Origin of the sequence: Streptomyces sp. NPDC056835, assembly GCF_042789485.1 — a bacterium.
GTDB lineage: Bacteria > Actinomycetota > Actinomycetes > Streptomycetales > Streptomycetaceae > Streptomyces.
Map to the genome: position 1 here is coordinate 18,385 of NZ_JBHUBB010000029.1, position 17,107 is coordinate 35,491.

Here is a 17,107-nt window from a genome sequence, read left to right on the forward strand (position 1 = left end):
ACTCGTCTAGTGGATGTCAGCTGCCCGAAGCCCCGCGAACTGGGCGGCGAGGTGCGCGGACCGGCCGTTCGTGATCAGGGTGGCGTGCCGGCCGGTGTGGCGGGCGAGCGTGAGGACGTCGGACCAGTGGGTGTAGCGGACGACGAGCGCGAGCGGTCCCGGCGGAAGTGCGGTGAGCAGCGCCGGATCCGGCAGCGGACCGGGGCCAGGGCCACCGGCCGTCCCGGCGATGACGGGTTCGTGCAGATAGGGGGCGAGGTCCGGGCGGTGTCCGCCGGTGAGGACGGGATGGAGCCTGGCGTCGTGGGCGATGCTCCGCGCGAAGCGCGCGAAGTCCGCGCAGGGGCCGCGTCCCGGGAGCGAGGACAGGGCGGAGGACCGCACGCCCGGCGCGCCCGCCGGCAGTTGGGCGGCCAGGCTGGCGAGCCGCCGCAGGAACGTGCCGTGGTGCGTGTCGTGTACGGCGATGAGCGGCGCGGCCGTACAGCCCTGCCCCGCCCGGGAGAAGCAGGCGCGGCCGGCCTGGGCGACGGCCGTACGCAGCCGGGCGTCGTGCCGTACCACCAGCAGGCCCGGCCGACGCGCTCCGGGGCAGGGCGCCGGGCAGCAGGGCGGGATCACCGTCTCCGCGTGTTCGTCGAGGACCGCGGCGGTCAGCGAGCCGGGCGGGGCGATGACCAGCCGCCAGATCCCGGCGGGGAGACCGGCCGCGACCGCTGCCGCGCACAGCCGCGCGGCGAGCACGGCGGCGCGTGGGGAGACATGGCTGAGGACGGCGCTGCCGTCGAGGAGCGCGGGCACCGCGGCTTCGAGCAGCGAGGCGAGCGGCCTGCTGTCGTCGGTGTGCGTGGCGACGGACGTGGCCGGTCGCGGCCGGGGCAGTTCGCGGATCCGCGGCACACCACGGGGGCGCGGAAGGACCGTACGGCGGCCGGGGCGCAGGGCGCGCCCCGCGGCGCGCAGTTCGGCCGCGGTGTCCCTGCCGCACAGACCGGCGCCGTGGGCCAGCAGCTCACCGAGGTAGGTACGGTGCCGGGCGATCCAGCGGTCCAGCCGGGCCAGGGCGGCACGCCGGTCGCGCTCCGTACGCCGGGCCCATACGCGCTGCGCGTCGGCCGCGGTGGCGATCGCCGTGAACACATCGGCGGGCGTGGAGTGCGGCACGGTCGCGGCCGGCCGGCCGGTCAGCAGGCTCTGTACCTCGCTGACGGGCCCGCTGCCCCTGGTCGCGAGGGCGTGCAGCGCGGCGGCGGGCAGCGGACCGCCGAGCAGCGCGGTGGCGGTGACCCGGGGCCGGGGGAGCGGGCTCATCGGCGGCCTCCCACGGGGGCGTTGGGCTCGGCGATGGGTTCCACAGCGTTGGGTTCCACAGGGGTACGGGGACGCGTGACCGACTTAGGGGGACGGCGCCGGATCCCCTGCGGCAGCCACCAGTTGACCGGCCCCGCCAGTGCCATCACCGCCGGAACCAGCAGCGGGCGGATCAGCAGGGCGTCAAGGAGGAGAGACAGCGCGACGGTCACGCCGATGAGCTTGATCACCGTGATGTCCGCGGTGGCCAGGGCGAGCAGTACGGCGACGACGACCCCGGCCGAGGCGGTGAACAGCGGCGCCGCCGCCTGGAGTCCGGCCGCCGTGGCCCGGACCGTGTCGCGCGTACGGGCATGGGCCTCACCGATACGGGAGAGCAGAAGTACCTCGTAGTCCATGGAGAGCCCGAAGGCCAGACACACCGCGATCATCGGGGTCAGCGGATCGGTGGTGCCGGTGACCGTGAAATCACCGGTCAGGAAGCGCAGATGACCTTCCTGGAAGATCCAGACCATGCCGCCGGCGGTCGCCGTGAGGCTGAGCAGATTCATCAGCAGCGCCTTGACGGGCAGGAAGAGACTACGGGTGAACAGCGCGAGCAGGGCCAGGGTGCAGAGGGTGACCAACCCGGCCGCGTAGGGCAGCCGTTGGGCGAGGGCGGTCTTGATGTCGGCCAGCTCCGCCGCCGGCCCGGCGAGCCGGGCTCCGGCGGGGGCACTGACAGCCCGTGCGGCACGGGCCAGCCGCGTACTCTCCGGCCCGTAGGCCGCCGCCGGGCCGCTCACGGCGACCCAGGTCCCGGCCGCCGCGCGATGGCGGCCGGCGAGATCGGCGCAGGTGGCCTTTGCCATGGCGGGATCGCCGGGCCGGGCGGGGCAGCTCAGCAGGGGGCGTCCCGACGCGTAGAGACCGGTGACGGTGCGCACTCCGGCCGCTCCGGGCAGCGCGGACAGCCGGCGGGCGTAGTCGTCCAGCTCGGCCAGGCGCCGCGGTGAGTCGGCCTGCCAGCGCGGCAGCACCACATCGAGGGAGGAGGCGGCGACCGAGGGCAGCTCCGTTCGCAGGGCGCGCGCCGTCGTGGCCACGGGCGCGGTGGCGGGCAGTACGCGTTCGTCGCTGAGCCCGAAGACCGCGTGCCGGAACGGCAGCGCGAGCGCGGCCAGGATCAGGACGACCCCGATGGTGACCGCCAGCGGGCGCCGCATGGCCGTGGTCGCCAGCCGGTACCAGCGCCCGTCCTCCGGCGCTCCGCGCAGCCGCCGCCGCGCGAACCAGTCGGTGCCCGCCCGGCGTTCGCCCAGACAGGCCAGGGCGGCGGGGACCAGCAGGAGCGACGCCGCGGCGGCCAGCGCCACGACCGCGAGGCCCGCCCAGGCGAGGGAGCGCAGAAAGTACAGGGGGAAGAGCAGCAGCCCCGTCAGGGCGGCCCCGACGACGGCCGCGGAGACGACGACAGTGCGCCCGCCCGTGATCATCATCCGGCGCAGCGCGTCGTCGTGCGGGACACCGCCGGCGCGTTCCTCCCGGTAGCGGGCGACCAGGAACAGGCTGTAGTCGACGGCCATCGCCAGACCAACGGCGGTGGTGAGGTTCAGCGCGAACACCGACACGTCCGTCAGCTCCGTCAGCGCGCGCAGCACCGCCAGCGCGCCGGCGACCGCCACCGCGCCGACGGCCAGCGGCAGCAGCGCCGCCCACAGGCTTCCGAAGGCCCAGAGCAGCAGAAGCAACACGGCGGGGGCGGCGAGGAGTTCGGCCGTGCGCAGGTCCCGTTCGCTCTGCGACTCCAGATCTCTGAGCGCGGCGGCCTGCCCGGTCACACCGACTTCCAGCGGACCCTGGGCGCCGGTGACCTCGGGCAGCAGCCGGTCCACCGCGGCCCGTACCTCACCGGCGCCGCCCCGCAGCCGTACCAGCGCCACGGCGGTGTGCCCGTCCGGTGTGCGCAGCGCCCGCGTCAGCGCGGACGCGTCGGTCACGGGCGATGCGTCGGTCACCGGCGGCGCGGGACGGCCCGGGCGTACGGCGCCGGTCCAGTAGGAGTCCACCCCGCTGACCCGGCTGTCGGCGAGCAGCCGGGAGACCAGCCGCTCCCCGGCGCGCCGGGCGCCGGGTGCGTCGACGCCGCCCTCGGCGCGCGCCAGCAGTACGAAGCCGGGGGCGCCGCCGCCGAAGTCCTCCATGGCCTTGAGGGCTTGGGCGGAGGGCGCGGACTCGGGGACGTAGCCTCCGCTGACCAGCCGGGCCGCGACGTCGTAACCGGCCAGTGCGCACAGCAGGGTTACCGCCGCGGCCAGCGACAGCACGGCGCGGCGGCAGTGCACGGCGCCGCGCCCGGTCGCGGTCAGCAGCCGGCTCAGGCCCCGGGGCATCGTGGGGCATGTATCCACGCGCCGCTCCTTCCGGTTCTGTGTACGACGATCGGCCTACGACGATCGTTGTATGACGAGGGGGCAGTGCGGATGAGGGCAATGCCACGGAGGGAACGACGCGGTGCCCGTCTCCGGCACGGCCGGTACCGGTCCGCATTCACACGAGTGAATCCATAGGGCAATACGTAAAGCAGGTAGGTCACTCGATGGAGTGGAAGGCCCTCTGGCCGCGCATAAGGAGCGGTTAAAGCCGGTCGGCCGGGATAAGTTCGGTCTCCTCGTGAGCCGGTTCCGGTGAACTCCGGGGCGATGAGTGGGTCTCCGAGCGACTGGACGCTCCCCGCGAAGAATGTGAAGAGACGGCATGCCCGACCCCGAATTGCCCGACCCAGAACCCGAGTCCGAACCCGAGTCCGGAGTGCCCGGCCCCGCACCTCACGTGCCCCGCCCCGCACCTCACATGCCCGGCCCCGGACTTCACGTGCCCGGCCCCGCGCCTCATGTGCCCCGCCCCGGACCCGACTCGACCACCCCCGCCCTGGCCGATTCCACGATCGCCGTCAGCGGAGCCACCGGCTTCCTCGCCTCGTATCTGCTGCTGCGTCTGCTGCCGCAGGGCACCCGGGTGGTGGCGCTGGTACGCAAACCCCCGCACCGGGCCATGGCCTCTCTCGCGCTGGCCCTGCGCTCAGCCGGGGCGCCGGCCGAGACCGTACAGCGGGTGGCGCAGCAGGTACGCGCCGTCCAGATCACGCTCGACCGCCCCCGACTCGGCCTGTCCGAGGGCGAGTTCCAGGCCGTCGCGGACAGTGTGGACGCCGTTCTGCACTGTGCCGCGCTGACCAAACTGCACGGAGACCCCGGGGAACTGCACCGGACCAATGTGGAGGGCACCCGGCAGATCCTCGCGCTGGCCTCGGTCGGCCGCCGCGCTCCGCATCTGTTCCATGTCAGCACCGCGTTCGTCGCCGGAGCGCGGCTCGACGGCGTCGTACCGGAGCGGCAGTTGGAGGCCGACGGCTTTCTCACGCCGTACGAGGAGTCCAAGCACCGCGCCGAGCGGCTGGTCCACGACTGGGCGCGTATCCAGGGCCGGGGCGCCACGGTCTTCCGGCCCAGTGTGCTGCTCAGCGACCGGGCCGCCCTGCCACGCGCCCCACAGCACACCTACGCCGTACTGGCCGCCAAGCTCGCCCTCTTCCTCAGGCACGGCCCCCGGGCCCTCGTCGACGCCTCCTCCGCCCCGCTCGACGCCTCGGGGAGACTGACCATCCGCCTGCTGGGTGCTCCGGACGCCAGCATCAACCTCCTCCAGGTCGATGACGCGGCCCGCGCGATGCTGCGCCTCGCCGAGCAGGTGTCGACCACGAACACGTCGGACGTACCGCCCGGGGCGCGCGTCCACCACATCGTGCACCCGACAGAGACACCGGTGACCCGGGTGAACGAGGCGCTTCAGCGGTCCGTCCCCTGGCTGCGTCTCACGCTCGTCCCCGAACGGCCCCGCCCCAGCGGTCTGGAGCGTGCCGTGGATCTGTACGGCGCCGAGGCCACGGCCTATCTCGGGCTGCGGCGGCGCTACGAACGCACCAGCGTGTGCGAGCTGGAACGCCGCAGACTGGTCCGCCCGCCGGCCCCGGTCGACAACCCGTACCTGGACGCGGCACTCACCCCACCCCTCGTGGCTCGCTGACGCGGCCACCAACCCGAGGAGAGACCATCAGCGATTCGATGGAAGCCCGGATCATCGCCATCGTCACCGAGCACTTCGGCATCGACCCGGCCGAGATCACCCCGTCCACCACCTTCGAGGACCTGGACATGGACTCTCTCGCCCTGGCGGAGACCGTTGTCGTCCTGGAGGACCAGCTCGGCATCGAACTCCCGGAGATCGAGACCGCCTTCTCGCCGGCCGTGACGCTGGCGCAGGCCGCCGAGGCCTTCACGCGGCTGCGCGCGACAGCGGCCGTCGCCTCATGACCCGGCGCTCGGTGTCGGTCACCGGACTCGGCCTCACCACCCCCGCGGGCGTGGGGACGAAGGCGACCTGGGAGCGCCTGTGCGAGGGCACCTCCACCGCCGCGCCGGACGACCGGCTGGACGGTCTCCCCGTCGACTTCTCCTGCCGAATCCCGGACTTCGACGCGTCGGCGGCCATCGGCCGGCGGATCGTCTGGCGCACCGACCGGTTCGTCCATCTCGCGCTGCTCACCGCGCGGGAAGCCCTCGCGGACTCCGGGCTCGACCCCGCCGACTGGGACGGCGACCGGGTCGGGGTCGTCATCGGTGTCGGCTCCGGCGGCCAGGACACCGCGCCGCTCTCGTACGGACAACTGGCGCGCGGCGCCCACCGGGCGCTCTCGCCGACGATCGTGCCCCGCTCCATGCCCAACATGGCGCCCGCCGAGATCGCCATCGACTGCGGGGCCACCGGGCCCAACTTCGCCGTCAGTACGGCCTGTGCCTCCGGCGCCACCGCCATCGGTCTCGCCCACGATCTGATCGTCTCCGGGACCTGCGACATCGTCATCGCCGGAGGCAGCGAATCCGCCGGGGCCTCGCGGCTGGCCGCCGGAGCGTTCTGGCGGATGGGCGCCCTGTCCACGCGCCGGCACGACCCCGCCGGGGCCTCCCGCCCCTTCGACACGGACCGGGACGGCTTCGTCCTCGGGGAGGGCGCGGGCGTCCTCGTCCTGGAGGAGACCGGTCACGCCAGGGCCCGCCGGGCGACCGTCCACGCGCGGCTGGCCGGTCACGGCTCCAGCTGCGACGCCCACCACTGGACCAGCCCGCATCCGCTGGGACGGGGCACCGTACAGGCGCTGGGCACGGCCCTGACCGGCGCCGGACTCACCCCCGCCGACATCGGCCATGTCAACGCCCACGCGACCTCGACGCCCGCCAACGACATCAGCGAGGCCGAGGCCCTGCGCACCGTCTTCGGTGCGCCGCCGCCCGTCACCGCCACCAAGAGCGTCATCGGGCACGCCATCGCGGGCGCCGGGGCGATCGAGGCCGCGGTCAGCGTGCTGACCCTCACCACCCAGACCATCCACCCGACCGCCAATCTGGACCGGCCGGACCCCGCCGTCGGCCTCGACATCGTCAGCAAGGTGCCCAGACAGCACGGGATGAGCGCCGTGGCCAGCACCTCCATCGGGTTCGGCGGGCAGAACACCGCCCTCGTCTTCACCACCGCATGACGGGCACACCCTCGCCGGTCCCGGACCCGGCACCCGCCCCGGCCCCTACCCCGGCACCCGCCCCGGTCCCGGTCTCCGTCCCGCTGGCCTGTCCGGCCCTGTACGAGCGCGGATTCACCGCCGCCGCGCGGCGCCTCACCGCACCGGACGGGCCCGCCCTGCGCCCGGTCACGCTCGGCGGCGGTCTGCGCGCGTGGGCCGCCACGGACCCCGCCCTGGCGCGCGGTGTCCTCACCGACCCGCGGCTGACCAACGACATCGGTGAGCTGGGCGGGCCGGTGCAGGGCTTCCCGGACCGCCGCTACCCCGAGGACTTCTTCGCCCACGCGCCGCAGCTGCTCTCCGCGTCCGGGGAACGCCACCGCGGGCTGCGCCGTATCGTCGCCCCGTACTTCACCGCAGCCGCGACGGAGCGTACGGGCGCGCGGCTGCGGGACGTCCTGGCCCGGCTCATCGGCTCGCTGGCCGGCCGCGACCGGATCGACCTCGTCACCGATCTCGCGCTGCCCCTGGCCGGGGCGACGGCGGGGGAGATCCTTGGCATCGTGCCCGAGCGGTGCGACGCGGCGGTGACGGCCGCCCTCGCCGCCAGCGGGGCGGTCCCGGGCACCGAGGAGGCCCGGTCGGCGCACCGCGTCTTCGCCCAGACCGTCCTGCACATCATCGGCGCCGCGCGCCGCTCCCCGGTCCCCACCGCCGCCACGGCCCTGCTGCACGCCCGGCAGAGCGGACGGATCGGCAACGCCGAACTGGCCGGGATGCTCGGCATGCTGCTGATCGGTACGGTCGACTCGCTGTCCACCGTCGTTCCGGCGGGAGCCCTCATGGCCCTGCGGCACCCCGAGGTACGGCACGGCCTCGGCGACGGTCACGGCGGCGGCCCCGCGTACACCACGGCGGTCACCGAGGAGATCCTGCGGCTGAATCCGCCCTTCCAGCACACGGGTTGGCGGTTCACGCGGGACGACTGCGCCCTCGCGGGCGTCCCGCTGCCACGCGGCGCCGTGGTCGTCACGTCCGTACTCGCCGCCAATCTCCACCCTGCCACCTGGCCGGATCCACTACGAGCCGATCCGCTACGAGCCGATCCGGGGCCTGCCGATCCGCAGCGCGTGGCCGGGCACCGTCGTACCGCCGCCGGTCATCTCTCCTTCGGGCACGGCCCCCACTACTGCCTCGGCGCGGCGCTCGGACGTCAGCTGGTGCACGAGGCGCTGACCGGCCTCTTCCGCCGCTTCCCGCGGCTGAGCCTCGCCGTCCCCCTCGGTCAACTGACCTGGCACGGCACCTGTCTGCGCCGGCTCGACCGGCTCCCGGCGGACACCTGCCCATAGGAGTGCCCGTAGCTGACAGCAGAGCGATTCCCCGGCCACTTTCGGGTGACCTACCCGCCTTTACGCCTCCGCGTCCGGGTCATGTCATGGAGCCTCATGGCGTCACGACAAAGGAGTCATCCGCATGCGTCTTCGCAGCACCCTGGCCGCCGCCGTCGGCGCCCTCGCCCTGCTTTTCTCCGTACCCGGCCCGGCTTCGGCGGCCGAAGGCGAATTCACCTATGTCTATACGGACATCGCGGGAAAGCCACGGGTCGGCGGACTGGTGGACCCCGAAAGCCTGGTGTGCCTCACGATCCCCGAAGCGGCCGGCGAATACGTACCGCCCGCGCACACGCCGCGCAACCACACGACGGCCACCGCGCTCGTCTTCACCGGGCCGGACTGCGACGGCGACGAATACATCCTCCGTCCCGGTGGCTCGGCGAGCGAGCGTCTGAAGCTGCGGTCCGTCGTCTTCTTCGAACGTTTCTGAAGGACACCGCCCGCCCCGTCCGGCTCCCCGAGCCGGGCGGGGCATTTCTCTGTCCGGGAATTCTCCGTCCACGGGGGAGGGGACGGCCGCTGTTTCAACCGTCCGGGAAAGCGGGCAATCATGCGTCGTCGTTCCGTGGGCCAATACGTTCCGTGGGCCATTACGCCGATCAGGAGACACAGCATGGAATACGAAATGCGCGCGGAGTACGTGGAGGGCGCCTCACCCCGTGACCCGGAACCCCGGTTCGAGGTATGGCACATGACCCGGCTGGGCGAGACGACCGGGCTGTGCGGGCGCGAGCTGGACCCGGACGCCGCCACACAGACGGCGGACGTGTGGGCAACGCCCGCCGGGCTGCCCCTCTGCCACGCCTGCGGTGCCTCCTATATCCACCAGGTGCCGCACGTCGACCTCCCGTGACGGCCGGGAATCCCCCGGGGCGCGGACGCGTTGCCGAAGGGGCGGAGGCTGCCTCCGGCACACCCCCGGCACATGACACCCACGACCCTGGAGAGAAGCGGAAACATGCGCGTCGAGATCTGGAGCGACATCGCCTGTCCCTGGTGCTACATAGGCAAGGCCCGGTTCGAGAAGGGGCTCGCGGCCTTCGCCCACCGGGACGAGGTCGAGGTGGTGCACCGGTCGTTCGAGCTGGATCCGGGACACGCCAAGGGGGACACCGGGCTGGTCGTCGACATGCTGGCGGCCAAGTATGGGCGCAGCCGTACGGAGGCGCTCGCCATGGAGGAGGGCGTCGCCGCGCACGCGCGCTCCGAGGGGCTCGGCTACCGGATCGAGGGGCGTGATCACGGCAGTACGTTCGATGTCCACCGGCTGCTGCATCTCGCCAAGGCCCGGGGCCGCCAGGACGAGCTGCTGAACCTCGCCTACCGGGCGAACTTCGCCGAGGAGCGCTCCGTATACGACCAGGAGACCCTGGTGTCCCTCGCCGTCGAGGCCGGTCTGGACGAGACGGAGGTCCGCGGGGTGCTCGCGGACGCGGACGCGTACGCGGACGAGGTACGGGCCGATGAGCGCGAGGCCGCCGAACTGGGCGCGAACGGGGTGCCGTTCTTCGTGCTCGACCGGCGCTACGGCGTTTCCGGCGGGCAGCCCGCCGAGGTGTTCACCCAGGCGCTTGAGCAGGCGTGGCAGGGTCGCACGATCACGCCCGTCGGCGGGTCCTCGGCGGACGCCGCGGTCTGCGACACCGACGGCTCCTGCGAGATTCCGCAGGCCGGGGCCCATTCATAAGGATTGCTTGGGTGTTCCCTTCACCAATGCGCGATTGACTATGAGGTGGCCGGGTTCCAGGGTGGGCACATGGACACCCTGGGAGGCGCCGAGTTCGCGCCGGACATGACGTATCTGAACACGTCCAGCTGCGGTCTGCTGCCCCGCAGGTCGGTCGAGGCCGTACAGGCGCTGGCCGGGGAGAACGCGACCGGCCGGGGCGGTGAGGGCGCGGGCAGTTTCGAGACCGTGGACGCCGTGCGCGACTCCTTCGCCCGGCTGGCGGGGGTCCCCGCCGAGCGGGTCGCGGTGGGCGGCTCGGTCGCCGTGCATGTCGGACTGATCGCGTCCTCCCTGCGGCCGGGCGACGAAGTCCTGTTCCCGGAGGGCGAGTTCAGCTCGGTCATCACCCCGTTCGCCGTCCGCGGCGACCTCGTGCTCCGGTACGCGCCGCTGGGGAAACTGGCCGGGGAGGTACGGCCGGGCACCGCGCTGGTGGCCTTCTCGGCCGTCCAGTCCGCGGACGGCAGGGTCGCCGATCTGCCCGCGATCCGGGCCGCCGCGGCGGCGCACGGCGCCCGTACGCTGCTGGACGCGAGCCAGTCGGCCGGCTGGCTGCCGCTGGACGCCGGGGCGTACGACTACACCGTGACCGGCGGGTTCAAGTTCCTGCTCTGCCCGCGCGGTACGTCCTTCCTCACCGTGACCGAGGAGGCGCAGGGGTCACTGACGCCGCGGCACGCGGGCTGGGTGGCCGCCGAGGACATATGGGGCAGTACGTACGGTCCCGTCGAGCGGCTGGCCGCCACCGCGCGCCGCTTCGACGAGCCGCCGGCGTTCCTCTCGTACCACGGCGCCGAGCCGTCCCTCGCGCTGCTGGAGGAGATCGGCGTCGACGCGATCCACGCCCATGACACCGCACTGGCCGCCCGCTTCCGGGCCGGACTGACCGGGCTCGGCCATGAGCCGGTGCCCGGCGAGTCGGCGATCGTGTCCGTCCCGGGACTGACGCACCGTCACCCCGATCTGCGGCGGGCGCGGGTGGCGGTGTCGGTCCGCGCCGGGTATGTGCGGGCCGCGTTCCACCTCTACAACACCACGGCCGACGTGGACCGGGCGCTGGACGTGCTCGCCGGCTGAGCGGTCAGCTCGCAGGGGTGGCAGAGGAAGTTCCCGAGCCGCCCCTCGCGGTCGCCGCCGTCCTTGTACGCGTGGGCGACGCCGGTCAGCCGCTCCGCGCCCTGTCCCTGTCCCCCTCCCTGTCCTTGTCCCCCTCCCTGTCCTTGTCCCCGCTCCCGCCGGAGGCTCAGCAGCAGGCTGGAGCTGTTGACGCGCGCGTCGGCGGTCGGCAGCTGCGAGGGAAAGACCGCCCGCAGATCCCAGGAGTCGGAAGCGACGGCCGAGGAGTCCGCGCTCACGCCGTCGAGCAGCAGCCCGACCCGGCCGTCCGCCCCGATCCGCAGCTCGACCGGGACATCGCCCTCCGGAGTCCCGATCCGGCCGGCCCAGAGACCTGCCGGCAGCTCCGTGGGGCGCCGCGGCTCGTGAATTCCCGGGTCGATCAGCTCGGGCCGGTATCCGGGGACCAGGGCGTCCAGCACGTAGTGGACGATCGCGTCGCGCGCCGCCTTGTTCGTGGAGTTGGTGAGCACCGCGACCGAAAGGTCCCGCGCGGGCACGGCCGCGGTCATCGCCGCGACCCCGCCCCCGCCGCCGCCATGGCTGCGCACCACGGGCCCGTCGCCGTACGACACGCTCCAGCCGAGCCCGTAGCCGACCCGCGCGTTGAGCGGCACCGCGTCGCTCATCGCCGCGGCCGTCTCCGGCTTCAGCAGCCGTTCGCAGGACTGCGCGAAGAGCGCCAGTTCGCCGGCCGGGGCCCAGCCGAGGGTGGCACCGGGGTGATCGCAGTCGTAGTCCGGGTACGCGCGGCCGTCGGGCGTGTACCGCGCCGCCGACGGAGCGGGGCCCGGGTAGCTCCGTCCGACATGACAGCCGGTGAGCCCAAGCGGTTCGAACACCCGCTCCCGGACGAACGCGCTCAGCTCCTGCCCGGTGGCAGCCTCCAGCAGCAGGCCCAGGGCCCGGTAGCCGAGGTTGGCGTACTCGAATCCCGTGCCCGGCGCCCGGTACAGCGAGGCGTAGCGGGACGCGTCGATCCGCCGCTCGCCGTCGCCGTAGTCCCAGGCGTAGAACGCCGCGAAACCGCCCCGGTGTCCCAGCAGCTGACGTGCCGTCGGCGCCGGCCACCGCCGCTCGCCCGGTACGGGCACCGGCGCGTCCAGGTCGAGCAGTCCTTCGTCGGCCGCCAGACAGACCGCGGTCGCCGTGACCGGCTTCGTGACGGAGGCCAGTCCGTACGCCGTGGCGGGCGTGGCCGGGCGGGCCCGCGCCATATCCGCCGTTCCGTACGCCTCGGCGAGCACCACCTCGCCGCGCTCGGCCACGGCGACCGAGACCGATGGACAGCCGTGCTCCGCCAGCGCCTCGGCGCAGTACTCACCCAGTCCGTCCAGCGGCCCGTACGGCATGTTCGTCCTCCTCGGCAGACCGGCTTCTTCCGGCTACTTCCGGCTTCTTGTGGCTTCTTGTGGAGGAAGCGTCCCAGAGGGGATGGCGGCCACGGGAGCCGGGGTGACGCGGCCGATCAGCCGGCCGCCGCCGACGACCGTTCCGGGCAATCCGCCGTCTCGGCGCAGAGGTTGGCCTCGACCTTGGCGAGCAGCCGGGCCAGCTCCGCGCGTTCGGCGTCGTCGAGCCCGGCGAGGGTGTGCTCTTCCAGCTCCGTCCAGGCGCCCTCGACCTCGGAGCGCAGCGCGCAGCTGTCGCCGGTGGCCTTCACCAGTACGGCGCGCCGGTCCTGGGGGTCGGCGGAGCGCCGTACGTACCCCGCGTGGTCCAGCCGCTGGAGCATCTTGGTGACCGTCGAGGGATCGAGATCCATCGACTTGATCAGCTCGGACTGCCGTACCGCGTCCGCGTCCCACAGCAGCATCATCAGAAACTCCTGCCCGGGGTAGAGGCCGGTGCGCCGCAGCAGCTTCCCCGCGGCGATGCGATGCAGCCGGGCGACCCGGGAGAGGGCGTGACTGACCGGGCCGCCGCGCGCGGCGCCGGGCAGTTCGACGGGACAGGCGGGGTTGTCGGCGGTCGCGGGCGGGTCCGAGGTCATGCCTCCGAGTTTAGCTTGGTCGGCCAATAATCGACCCCGGGAATGGACTAGGGTGACTCGCGGTTGATTGCTTGGCCGACCACATAATGTGTCGGCCGTATGTCGCGTTGCCTACGTCCACCTTGCCCTCGTTCCGAACCCACGACCGCTTTGGGAGCCCCCATGACCACCGCGTTCGACCCGATCGACCTGTCGGGTACGCAGCTCGCCAACCGCATCGCCATGGCCCCGATGACCCGGAGCCGCGCCTTCGGCGCCGGTAACTCGCCCACCGACTCGACGGTGGAGTACTACGCGCAGCGGGCCTCGGCGGGTCTGATCATCACCGAGGGCACCCAGCCCTCCGTGGTCGGTCAGGGCTACCCCGACACCCCCGGACTGCACAGCACGGAGCAGATCGCGGCCTGGCGCAAGGTCACCGACGCCGTACACGCCAAGGGCGGCAAGATCTTCGCGCAGATCATGCACGCCGGCCGGATCGGCCACCCCGTCCTGCTGCCCGAGGGCCTGGTCCCGGTCGGCGCCTCCGCTGTCGCCGCGCCGGGGCAGGTCTTCACCCATGACGGCCCCAAGGACTTCATCGCCCCGCGCGAGCTGACCTCCGACGAAGTACGGGAGACCATCGCGGACTTCGCCACGGCGGCCCGCAACGCGGTCGAGGCCGGCTTCGACGGGGTCGAGCTGCACGGCGCCAACGGCTATCTGATCCATCAGTTCCTGGCCCCCAACTCCAATCTGCGCACCGACGAGTGGGGAGGCTCCGACGAGGCCCGTATCCGCTTCGCGGTCGAGGTGACCCGCGCGGTCGCCGCGGAGATCGGGGCCGAGCGGACCGCGATCCGGATCTCGCCGGGCAACCCGTACAACGGGGTGTCCGAGCCCGACCCGGAGCCCGTGTACACCGCGCTCGTCAAGCAGCTGGAGCCGATCGGCCTCGCCTATCTGCATCTGATCGAGAACAACCGCGAACTGACCGTCAGCCTGCGCAAGCTGTTCTCCGGGACGCTCGTCCTCAACGCGGCGACCGAGGGCTTCACCGGTGCCGGCGAGCTGGCGCTGATCGAGGACGGCACCGCCGATCTGCTCTCCTTCGGCGCGCTCTTCCTCGCCAACCCCGATCTGCCGGCCCGGCTCAAGGCGGGTGGCCCGTACAACACCCCCGACGCGGCGTCCTTCTTCGGCGGCGACGACAAGGGATACATCGACTACCCGGCCCTGGAGAACTGACCCGGACCGGCCGAGGAAAAAGGGGCGCGGGGCCGGGCTGGGACAACGGGCCCGCGCCCCCCCCCGTCCACCACCGGCGGCGGGACCACCAGCAGTTGAAGCCCACCCGCCAGGAGTCCCTGGCGCCGATGAAGTCCGGCCGCGGCACCGGCGCCGCGAACGGCTCCTCCGCCGCGTTCTCCACACTGTTGAACACGATGAAGACATTGCTGCGCGGGTACGGCGTGATGTTGTCGCCCGAGCCGTGCATGCAGTTGCAGTCGAACCAGGTCGCCGAACCGGCCTTGCCCGTGAAGAGCCTGATCCCGTGCTGGTCGGCCAGGGCCGTCAGCGCCTCGTGCGAGGGCGTACCGGCGTCCTGCATCTTCAGCGACCGCTTGTAGTTGTCCCGCGGGGTCTCGCCCGCGCACCCCAGGAACGACCTGTGCGACCCGGGCATGATCATCAGGCCGCCGTTGGTGTCGAAGTTCTCGGTCAGCGCGATGGAGACCGAAACGGTCCGCATGTTCGGCAGACCGTCCTCCGCGTGCCAGGTCTCGAAGTCGGAGTGCCAGTAGAAGCCCGAGGCACCGAAGCCCGGCTTGACGTTGATCCGGGACTGGTGCACATAGACCTCGGAGCCGAGGATCTGCCGTGCCCGGCCCACCACCCGTTCGTCGCGTACGAGCCCGGCGAAGATCTCGCTGATGCGGTGGATCTCGAAGACGGACCGTACGTCCTGGGACATGGGCTCGATGATCGAGCGCTCGTCCGCCCGTACCGCGGGGTCGGTGATCAGCCGCTCCAGCTCGGCGCGGTAGAGCGCCACCTCGTCGGGGCCGATCAGCTGCTCGACCGAGAGGAAACCGTCCCGCTCGAAGCGGCCGAGATCGGCCGGCGCGATCGGGCCCGGCGCGTCGGGCGCGGACCAGACGACGGGGTCCTGTCGCGGGGTGGTCACCTCGCCGAGGCCGCGCGTGGGGTACAGATCGGTCCGTACGGGGGTGGTGGTCATGGTCAGCCCTCCTCTGTCAGCAGCGGGTAGACACCGTTCTCGTCGTGGTCCTCCCGCCCGGTCACCGGCGGATTGAACACACAGACGCAGCGGAAGTCGGTCTTCGGGCGGAGCGTGTGGTGCTCGTGCCCGTTCAGCAGATACATCGTGCCGGGGGCGATCCAGTGGGTCTCACCGGTCTCGTCGTTGGTGAGCTCGGCCTCGCCCTCGACGCACAGCACGGCCTCGATGTGGTTGGCGTACCACATCGATGTCTCCGTACCCGCGTACAGGACGGTCTCGTGGAGGGAGAAGCCGACCTTCTCCTTGGCGAGCACGATGCGCTTGCTCTCCCAGGTGCCCGAGGCCGACTTCACATGGCGGTCGGTGTTCTCGATGTCCTTGAACGATCGGACGATCACGGTGCCTTGACGCCTTTCTCTTCTGTGGTCGCTCTGTGCGCGCTTTCGTGTGTGGTGGGTCGGAGGGCGGGGCCGAGGGCTCGCGGACGCGTGCGGCGCCGCGCGGGTCAGGCGGTTTCGCGTACGGCGCGCTCCACCGTGCGCAGCCCCTCGTCCAGCTCCTCCGCGGTGATGGTGAGCGGCGGCAGCAGCTTGACCACCTCGCTCTGCGGGCCCGAGGTCTCCAGCAGCAGCCCCAGCTCGAAGGCGCGGGCGCAGACCGCGGAGGCGCGGCCCTTGTCCTCGAACTCCAGGCCCCAGACCAGGCCGCGGCCCCGCACATCGGGGACATCGCCGCTGCTCTCGGCGCGGATCGCGAACAGTGCCTGTTCCACCTGCTCACCACGGGAGATGGTCTGCTTCTCCATCTGGCCGTCGGCCCAGTACGTGGTGAGCGCGGCGGCGGCGGTGACGAACGCCGGGTTGTTGCCCCGGAAGGTGCCGTTGTGCTCGCCAGGTTCCCAGATGTCCAGCTCCGGGTTGAACAGGCACAGCGACATGGGAAGCCCGTACCCGCTGATGGACTTCGAAAGCGTGACGATGTCCGGTGTGATGCCCGCCTCCTCGAACGAGAAGAAGGCGCCGGTACGGCCGCAGCCCATCTGGATGTCGTCGACGATCAGCAGCATGTCCTGGCGGTGGCAGAGATCCGCCAGCGCCCGCAGCCACTCGGGCCTGGCGACATTGATGCCGCCCTCGCCCTGGATGGTCTCGACGATCACGGCGGCGGGCTTGTTGAGCCCGGAGCCCTGGTCCTCCAGCAGCCGTTCGAACCAGAGGAAGTCGGGGGTCTGGCCGTCCAGGTAGTTGTCGAAGGGCATGGGGGTGCCGTGCACCAGCGGGATACCGGCCCCGGCGCGCTTGAACGCGTTGCCGGTGACGGCGAGCGAGCCCAGGGACATGCCGTGGAAGGCGTTGGTGAAGGAGACGATCGACTCGCGGCCCTTCACCTTGCGGGCGAGCTTGAGGGCGGACTCGACGGCGTTGGTGCCGGTGGGCCCCGGGAACATGACCTTGTACGGCAGATCGCGCGGCCGGAGCACCACGTTCTGGAAGGACTCCAGGAACGCGCGTTTCGCGGTCGTCGCCATGTCGAGGCCATGGGTGATGCCATCACGCTCGATGTAGTCGATCAGCGCGCGTTTCAGCACCGGGTTGTTGTGGCCGTAGTTGAGTGAGCCGGCGCCGGCGAAGAAGTCGAGGTAGCCATGACCGTCCTCGTCGGTGAGGCGGGCGCCCCGCGCGCGGTCGAACACGGCGGGCCAGCCGCGGCAGTAGCTGCGCACCTCGGATTCAAGGGTCTCGAAAACGCTCAGTGCGGGAGGGGTGATGGTCACGGGAGT

The 17,107-nt window shown here is 72.3% G+C and carries 15 protein-coding genes and 1 pseudogene; 9 read left to right on the forward strand and 7 right to left on the reverse strand.

Translation table 11 applies throughout. The features are described 5' to 3' along the window. Window positions 1-6: 6 nt before the first annotated feature. Together ACFRMN_RS28520 and ACFRMN_RS28525 are read right to left on the reverse strand one after the other, a co-directional pair. Window positions 7-1,311 carry an aldehyde dehydrogenase family protein gene (locus ACFRMN_RS28520; RefSeq protein ID WP_383024482.1) on the reverse strand — a complete coding sequence of 435 codons (1,305 nt, stop codon included), beginning with the start codon at window positions 1,309-1,311 and terminating at the stop codon, window positions 7-9. Next, window positions 1,308-3,701 (reverse strand): MMPL family transporter, encoded by a 2,394-nt coding sequence (locus ACFRMN_RS28525; protein WP_383024485.1) that lies wholly within the window; start codon window positions 3,699-3,701, stop codon window positions 1,308-1,310. The genes ACFRMN_RS28520 and ACFRMN_RS28525 overlap by 4 nt, the downstream gene beginning before the upstream one ends. A 463-nt stretch (window positions 3,702-4,164) precedes the next feature. Here ACFRMN_RS28525 and ACFRMN_RS28530 point away from each other — a divergent pair, with 463 nt between their 5' ends. The 8 genes from ACFRMN_RS28530 (at window position 4,165) to ACFRMN_RS28565 (ending at window position 11,071) form a co-directional block, all read left to right on the forward strand. Continuing rightward, window positions 4,165-5,376 (forward strand): SDR family oxidoreductase, encoded by a 1,212-nt coding sequence (locus ACFRMN_RS28530; RefSeq protein WP_383024487.1) that lies wholly within the window; start codon window positions 4,165-4,167, stop codon window positions 5,374-5,376. 38 nt (window positions 5,377-5,414) lie between these two features. Next, window positions 5,415-5,663, forward strand: a complete 249-nt coding sequence (locus tag ACFRMN_RS28535; protein WP_383024490.1) for a phosphopantetheine-binding protein — start codon at window positions 5,415-5,417, stop codon at window positions 5,661-5,663. Then, on the forward strand, window positions 5,660-6,886 hold the full coding sequence (locus ACFRMN_RS28540) for a beta-ketoacyl-[acyl-carrier-protein] synthase family protein (protein ID WP_383024492.1): 1,227 nt from the start codon (window positions 5,660-5,662) through the stop codon (window positions 6,884-6,886). Before ACFRMN_RS28535 ends, ACFRMN_RS28540 begins: the two co-directional genes overlap by 4 nt. Beyond that, window positions 6,883-8,220, forward strand: coding sequence for a cytochrome P450 (locus ACFRMN_RS28545; protein WP_383024495.1), 1,338 nt, complete (start codon window positions 6,883-6,885; stop codon window positions 8,218-8,220). The genes ACFRMN_RS28540 and ACFRMN_RS28545 overlap by 4 nt, the downstream gene beginning before the upstream one ends. A gap of 124 nt (window positions 8,221-8,344) precedes the next feature. After that, window positions 8,345-8,695, forward strand: a complete 351-nt coding sequence (locus ACFRMN_RS28550; RefSeq protein WP_383024498.1) for a hypothetical protein — start codon at window positions 8,345-8,347, stop codon at window positions 8,693-8,695. A gap of 183 nt (window positions 8,696-8,878) precedes the next feature. After that, window positions 8,879-9,118: a hypothetical protein gene (locus tag ACFRMN_RS28555; protein ID WP_383024500.1), complete on the forward strand. Its 240-nt coding sequence runs from the start codon at window positions 8,879-8,881 to the stop codon at window positions 9,116-9,118. Window positions 9,119-9,223: 105 nt separating this feature from the next. Next, window positions 9,224-9,952 (forward strand): DsbA family oxidoreductase, encoded by a 729-nt coding sequence (locus tag ACFRMN_RS28560; protein ID WP_383024710.1) that lies wholly within the window; start codon window positions 9,224-9,226, stop codon window positions 9,950-9,952. Window positions 9,953-10,021: 69 nt separating this feature from the next. Further along, on the forward strand, window positions 10,022-11,071 hold the full coding sequence (locus ACFRMN_RS28565; RefSeq protein WP_383024501.1) for an aminotransferase class V-fold PLP-dependent enzyme: 1,050 nt from the start codon (window positions 10,022-10,024) through the stop codon (window positions 11,069-11,071). On the opposite strand, the gene ACFRMN_RS28570 is transcribed toward ACFRMN_RS28565, so the two are convergent. Then, window positions 11,020-12,462, reverse strand: coding sequence for a serine hydrolase domain-containing protein (locus tag ACFRMN_RS28570; protein ID WP_383024503.1), 1,443 nt, complete (start codon window positions 12,460-12,462; stop codon window positions 11,020-11,022). The genes ACFRMN_RS28565 and ACFRMN_RS28570 overlap by 52 nt on opposite strands. Window positions 12,463-12,578: 116 nt before the next feature. Then, the gene (locus ACFRMN_RS28575; RefSeq protein WP_383024506.1) at window positions 12,579-13,103 is read right to left on the reverse strand and encodes a MarR family winged helix-turn-helix transcriptional regulator; all 525 of its coding nucleotides are present in this window, start codon (window positions 13,101-13,103) and stop codon (window positions 12,579-12,581) included. Between the two features lie 162 nt (window positions 13,104-13,265). On the opposite strand from ACFRMN_RS28575, the gene ACFRMN_RS28580 reads away from it, so the two are divergent. After that, window positions 13,266-14,330, forward strand: coding sequence for an alkene reductase (locus tag ACFRMN_RS28580; RefSeq protein ID WP_383024509.1), 1,065 nt, complete (start codon window positions 13,266-13,268; stop codon window positions 14,328-14,330). Window positions 14,331-14,445: 115 nt separating this feature from the next. On the opposite strand, the pseudogene thpD reads toward ACFRMN_RS28580, so the two are convergent. The 3 genes and pseudogenes from thpD to ectB form a co-directional block, all read right to left on the reverse strand. Next, window positions 14,446-15,324 (reverse strand): annotated as a pseudogene (thpD, locus tag ACFRMN_RS28585) (ectoine hydroxylase); the annotation flags it as partial. Between the two features lie 2 nt (window positions 15,325-15,326). After that, window positions 15,327-15,725 carry an ectoine synthase gene (locus ACFRMN_RS28590; protein WP_129769662.1) on the reverse strand — a complete coding sequence of 133 codons (399 nt, stop codon included), beginning with the start codon at window positions 15,723-15,725 and terminating at the stop codon, window positions 15,327-15,329. A 107-nt stretch (window positions 15,726-15,832) separates the two neighbouring features. Further along, a complete protein-coding gene (gene ectB / locus ACFRMN_RS28595) occupies window positions 15,833-17,101 on the reverse strand; it encodes a diaminobutyrate--2-oxoglutarate transaminase (RefSeq protein ID WP_383024512.1) in 1,269 nt (422 codons plus the stop codon). Window positions 17,102-17,107 lie beyond the last annotated feature (6 nt).

Excerpts from the sequence above, each read along its gene's own strand:
- ACFRMN_RS28565 (WP_383024501.1), top strand. The coding sequence starts at position 10,022 with ATGGACACCCTGGGAGGCGCCGAGTTCGCGCCGGACATGACGTATCTG.
- ACFRMN_RS28575 (WP_383024506.1), bottom strand. The coding sequence starts at position 13,103 with ATGACCTCGGACCCGCCCGCGACCGCCGACAACCCCGCCTGTCCCGTC.
- ACFRMN_RS28535 (WP_383024490.1), top strand. The coding sequence starts at position 5,415 with ATGGAAGCCCGGATCATCGCCATCGTCACCGAGCACTTCGGCATCGAC.
- ACFRMN_RS28545 (WP_383024495.1), top strand. The coding sequence starts at position 6,883 with ATGACGGGCACACCCTCGCCGGTCCCGGACCCGGCACCCGCCCCGGCC.
- ACFRMN_RS28570 (WP_383024503.1), bottom strand. The coding sequence starts at position 12,462 with ATGCCGTACGGGCCGCTGGACGGACTGGGTGAGTACTGCGCCGAGGCG.
- ACFRMN_RS28520 (WP_383024482.1), bottom strand. The coding sequence starts at position 1,311 with ATGAGCCCGCTCCCCCGGCCCCGGGTCACCGCCACCGCGCTGCTCGGC.
- ACFRMN_RS28560 (WP_383024710.1), top strand. The coding sequence starts at position 9,224 with ATGCGCGTCGAGATCTGGAGCGACATCGCCTGTCCCTGGTGCTACATA.
- ACFRMN_RS28555 (WP_383024500.1), top strand. The coding sequence starts at position 8,879 with ATGGAATACGAAATGCGCGCGGAGTACGTGGAGGGCGCCTCACCCCGT.
- ACFRMN_RS28580 (WP_383024509.1), top strand. The coding sequence starts at position 13,266 with ATGACCACCGCGTTCGACCCGATCGACCTGTCGGGTACGCAGCTCGCC.
- ACFRMN_RS28550 (WP_383024498.1), top strand. The coding sequence starts at position 8,345 with ATGCGTCTTCGCAGCACCCTGGCCGCCGCCGTCGGCGCCCTCGCCCTG.
- ACFRMN_RS28540 (WP_383024492.1), top strand. The coding sequence starts at position 5,660 with ATGACCCGGCGCTCGGTGTCGGTCACCGGACTCGGCCTCACCACCCCC.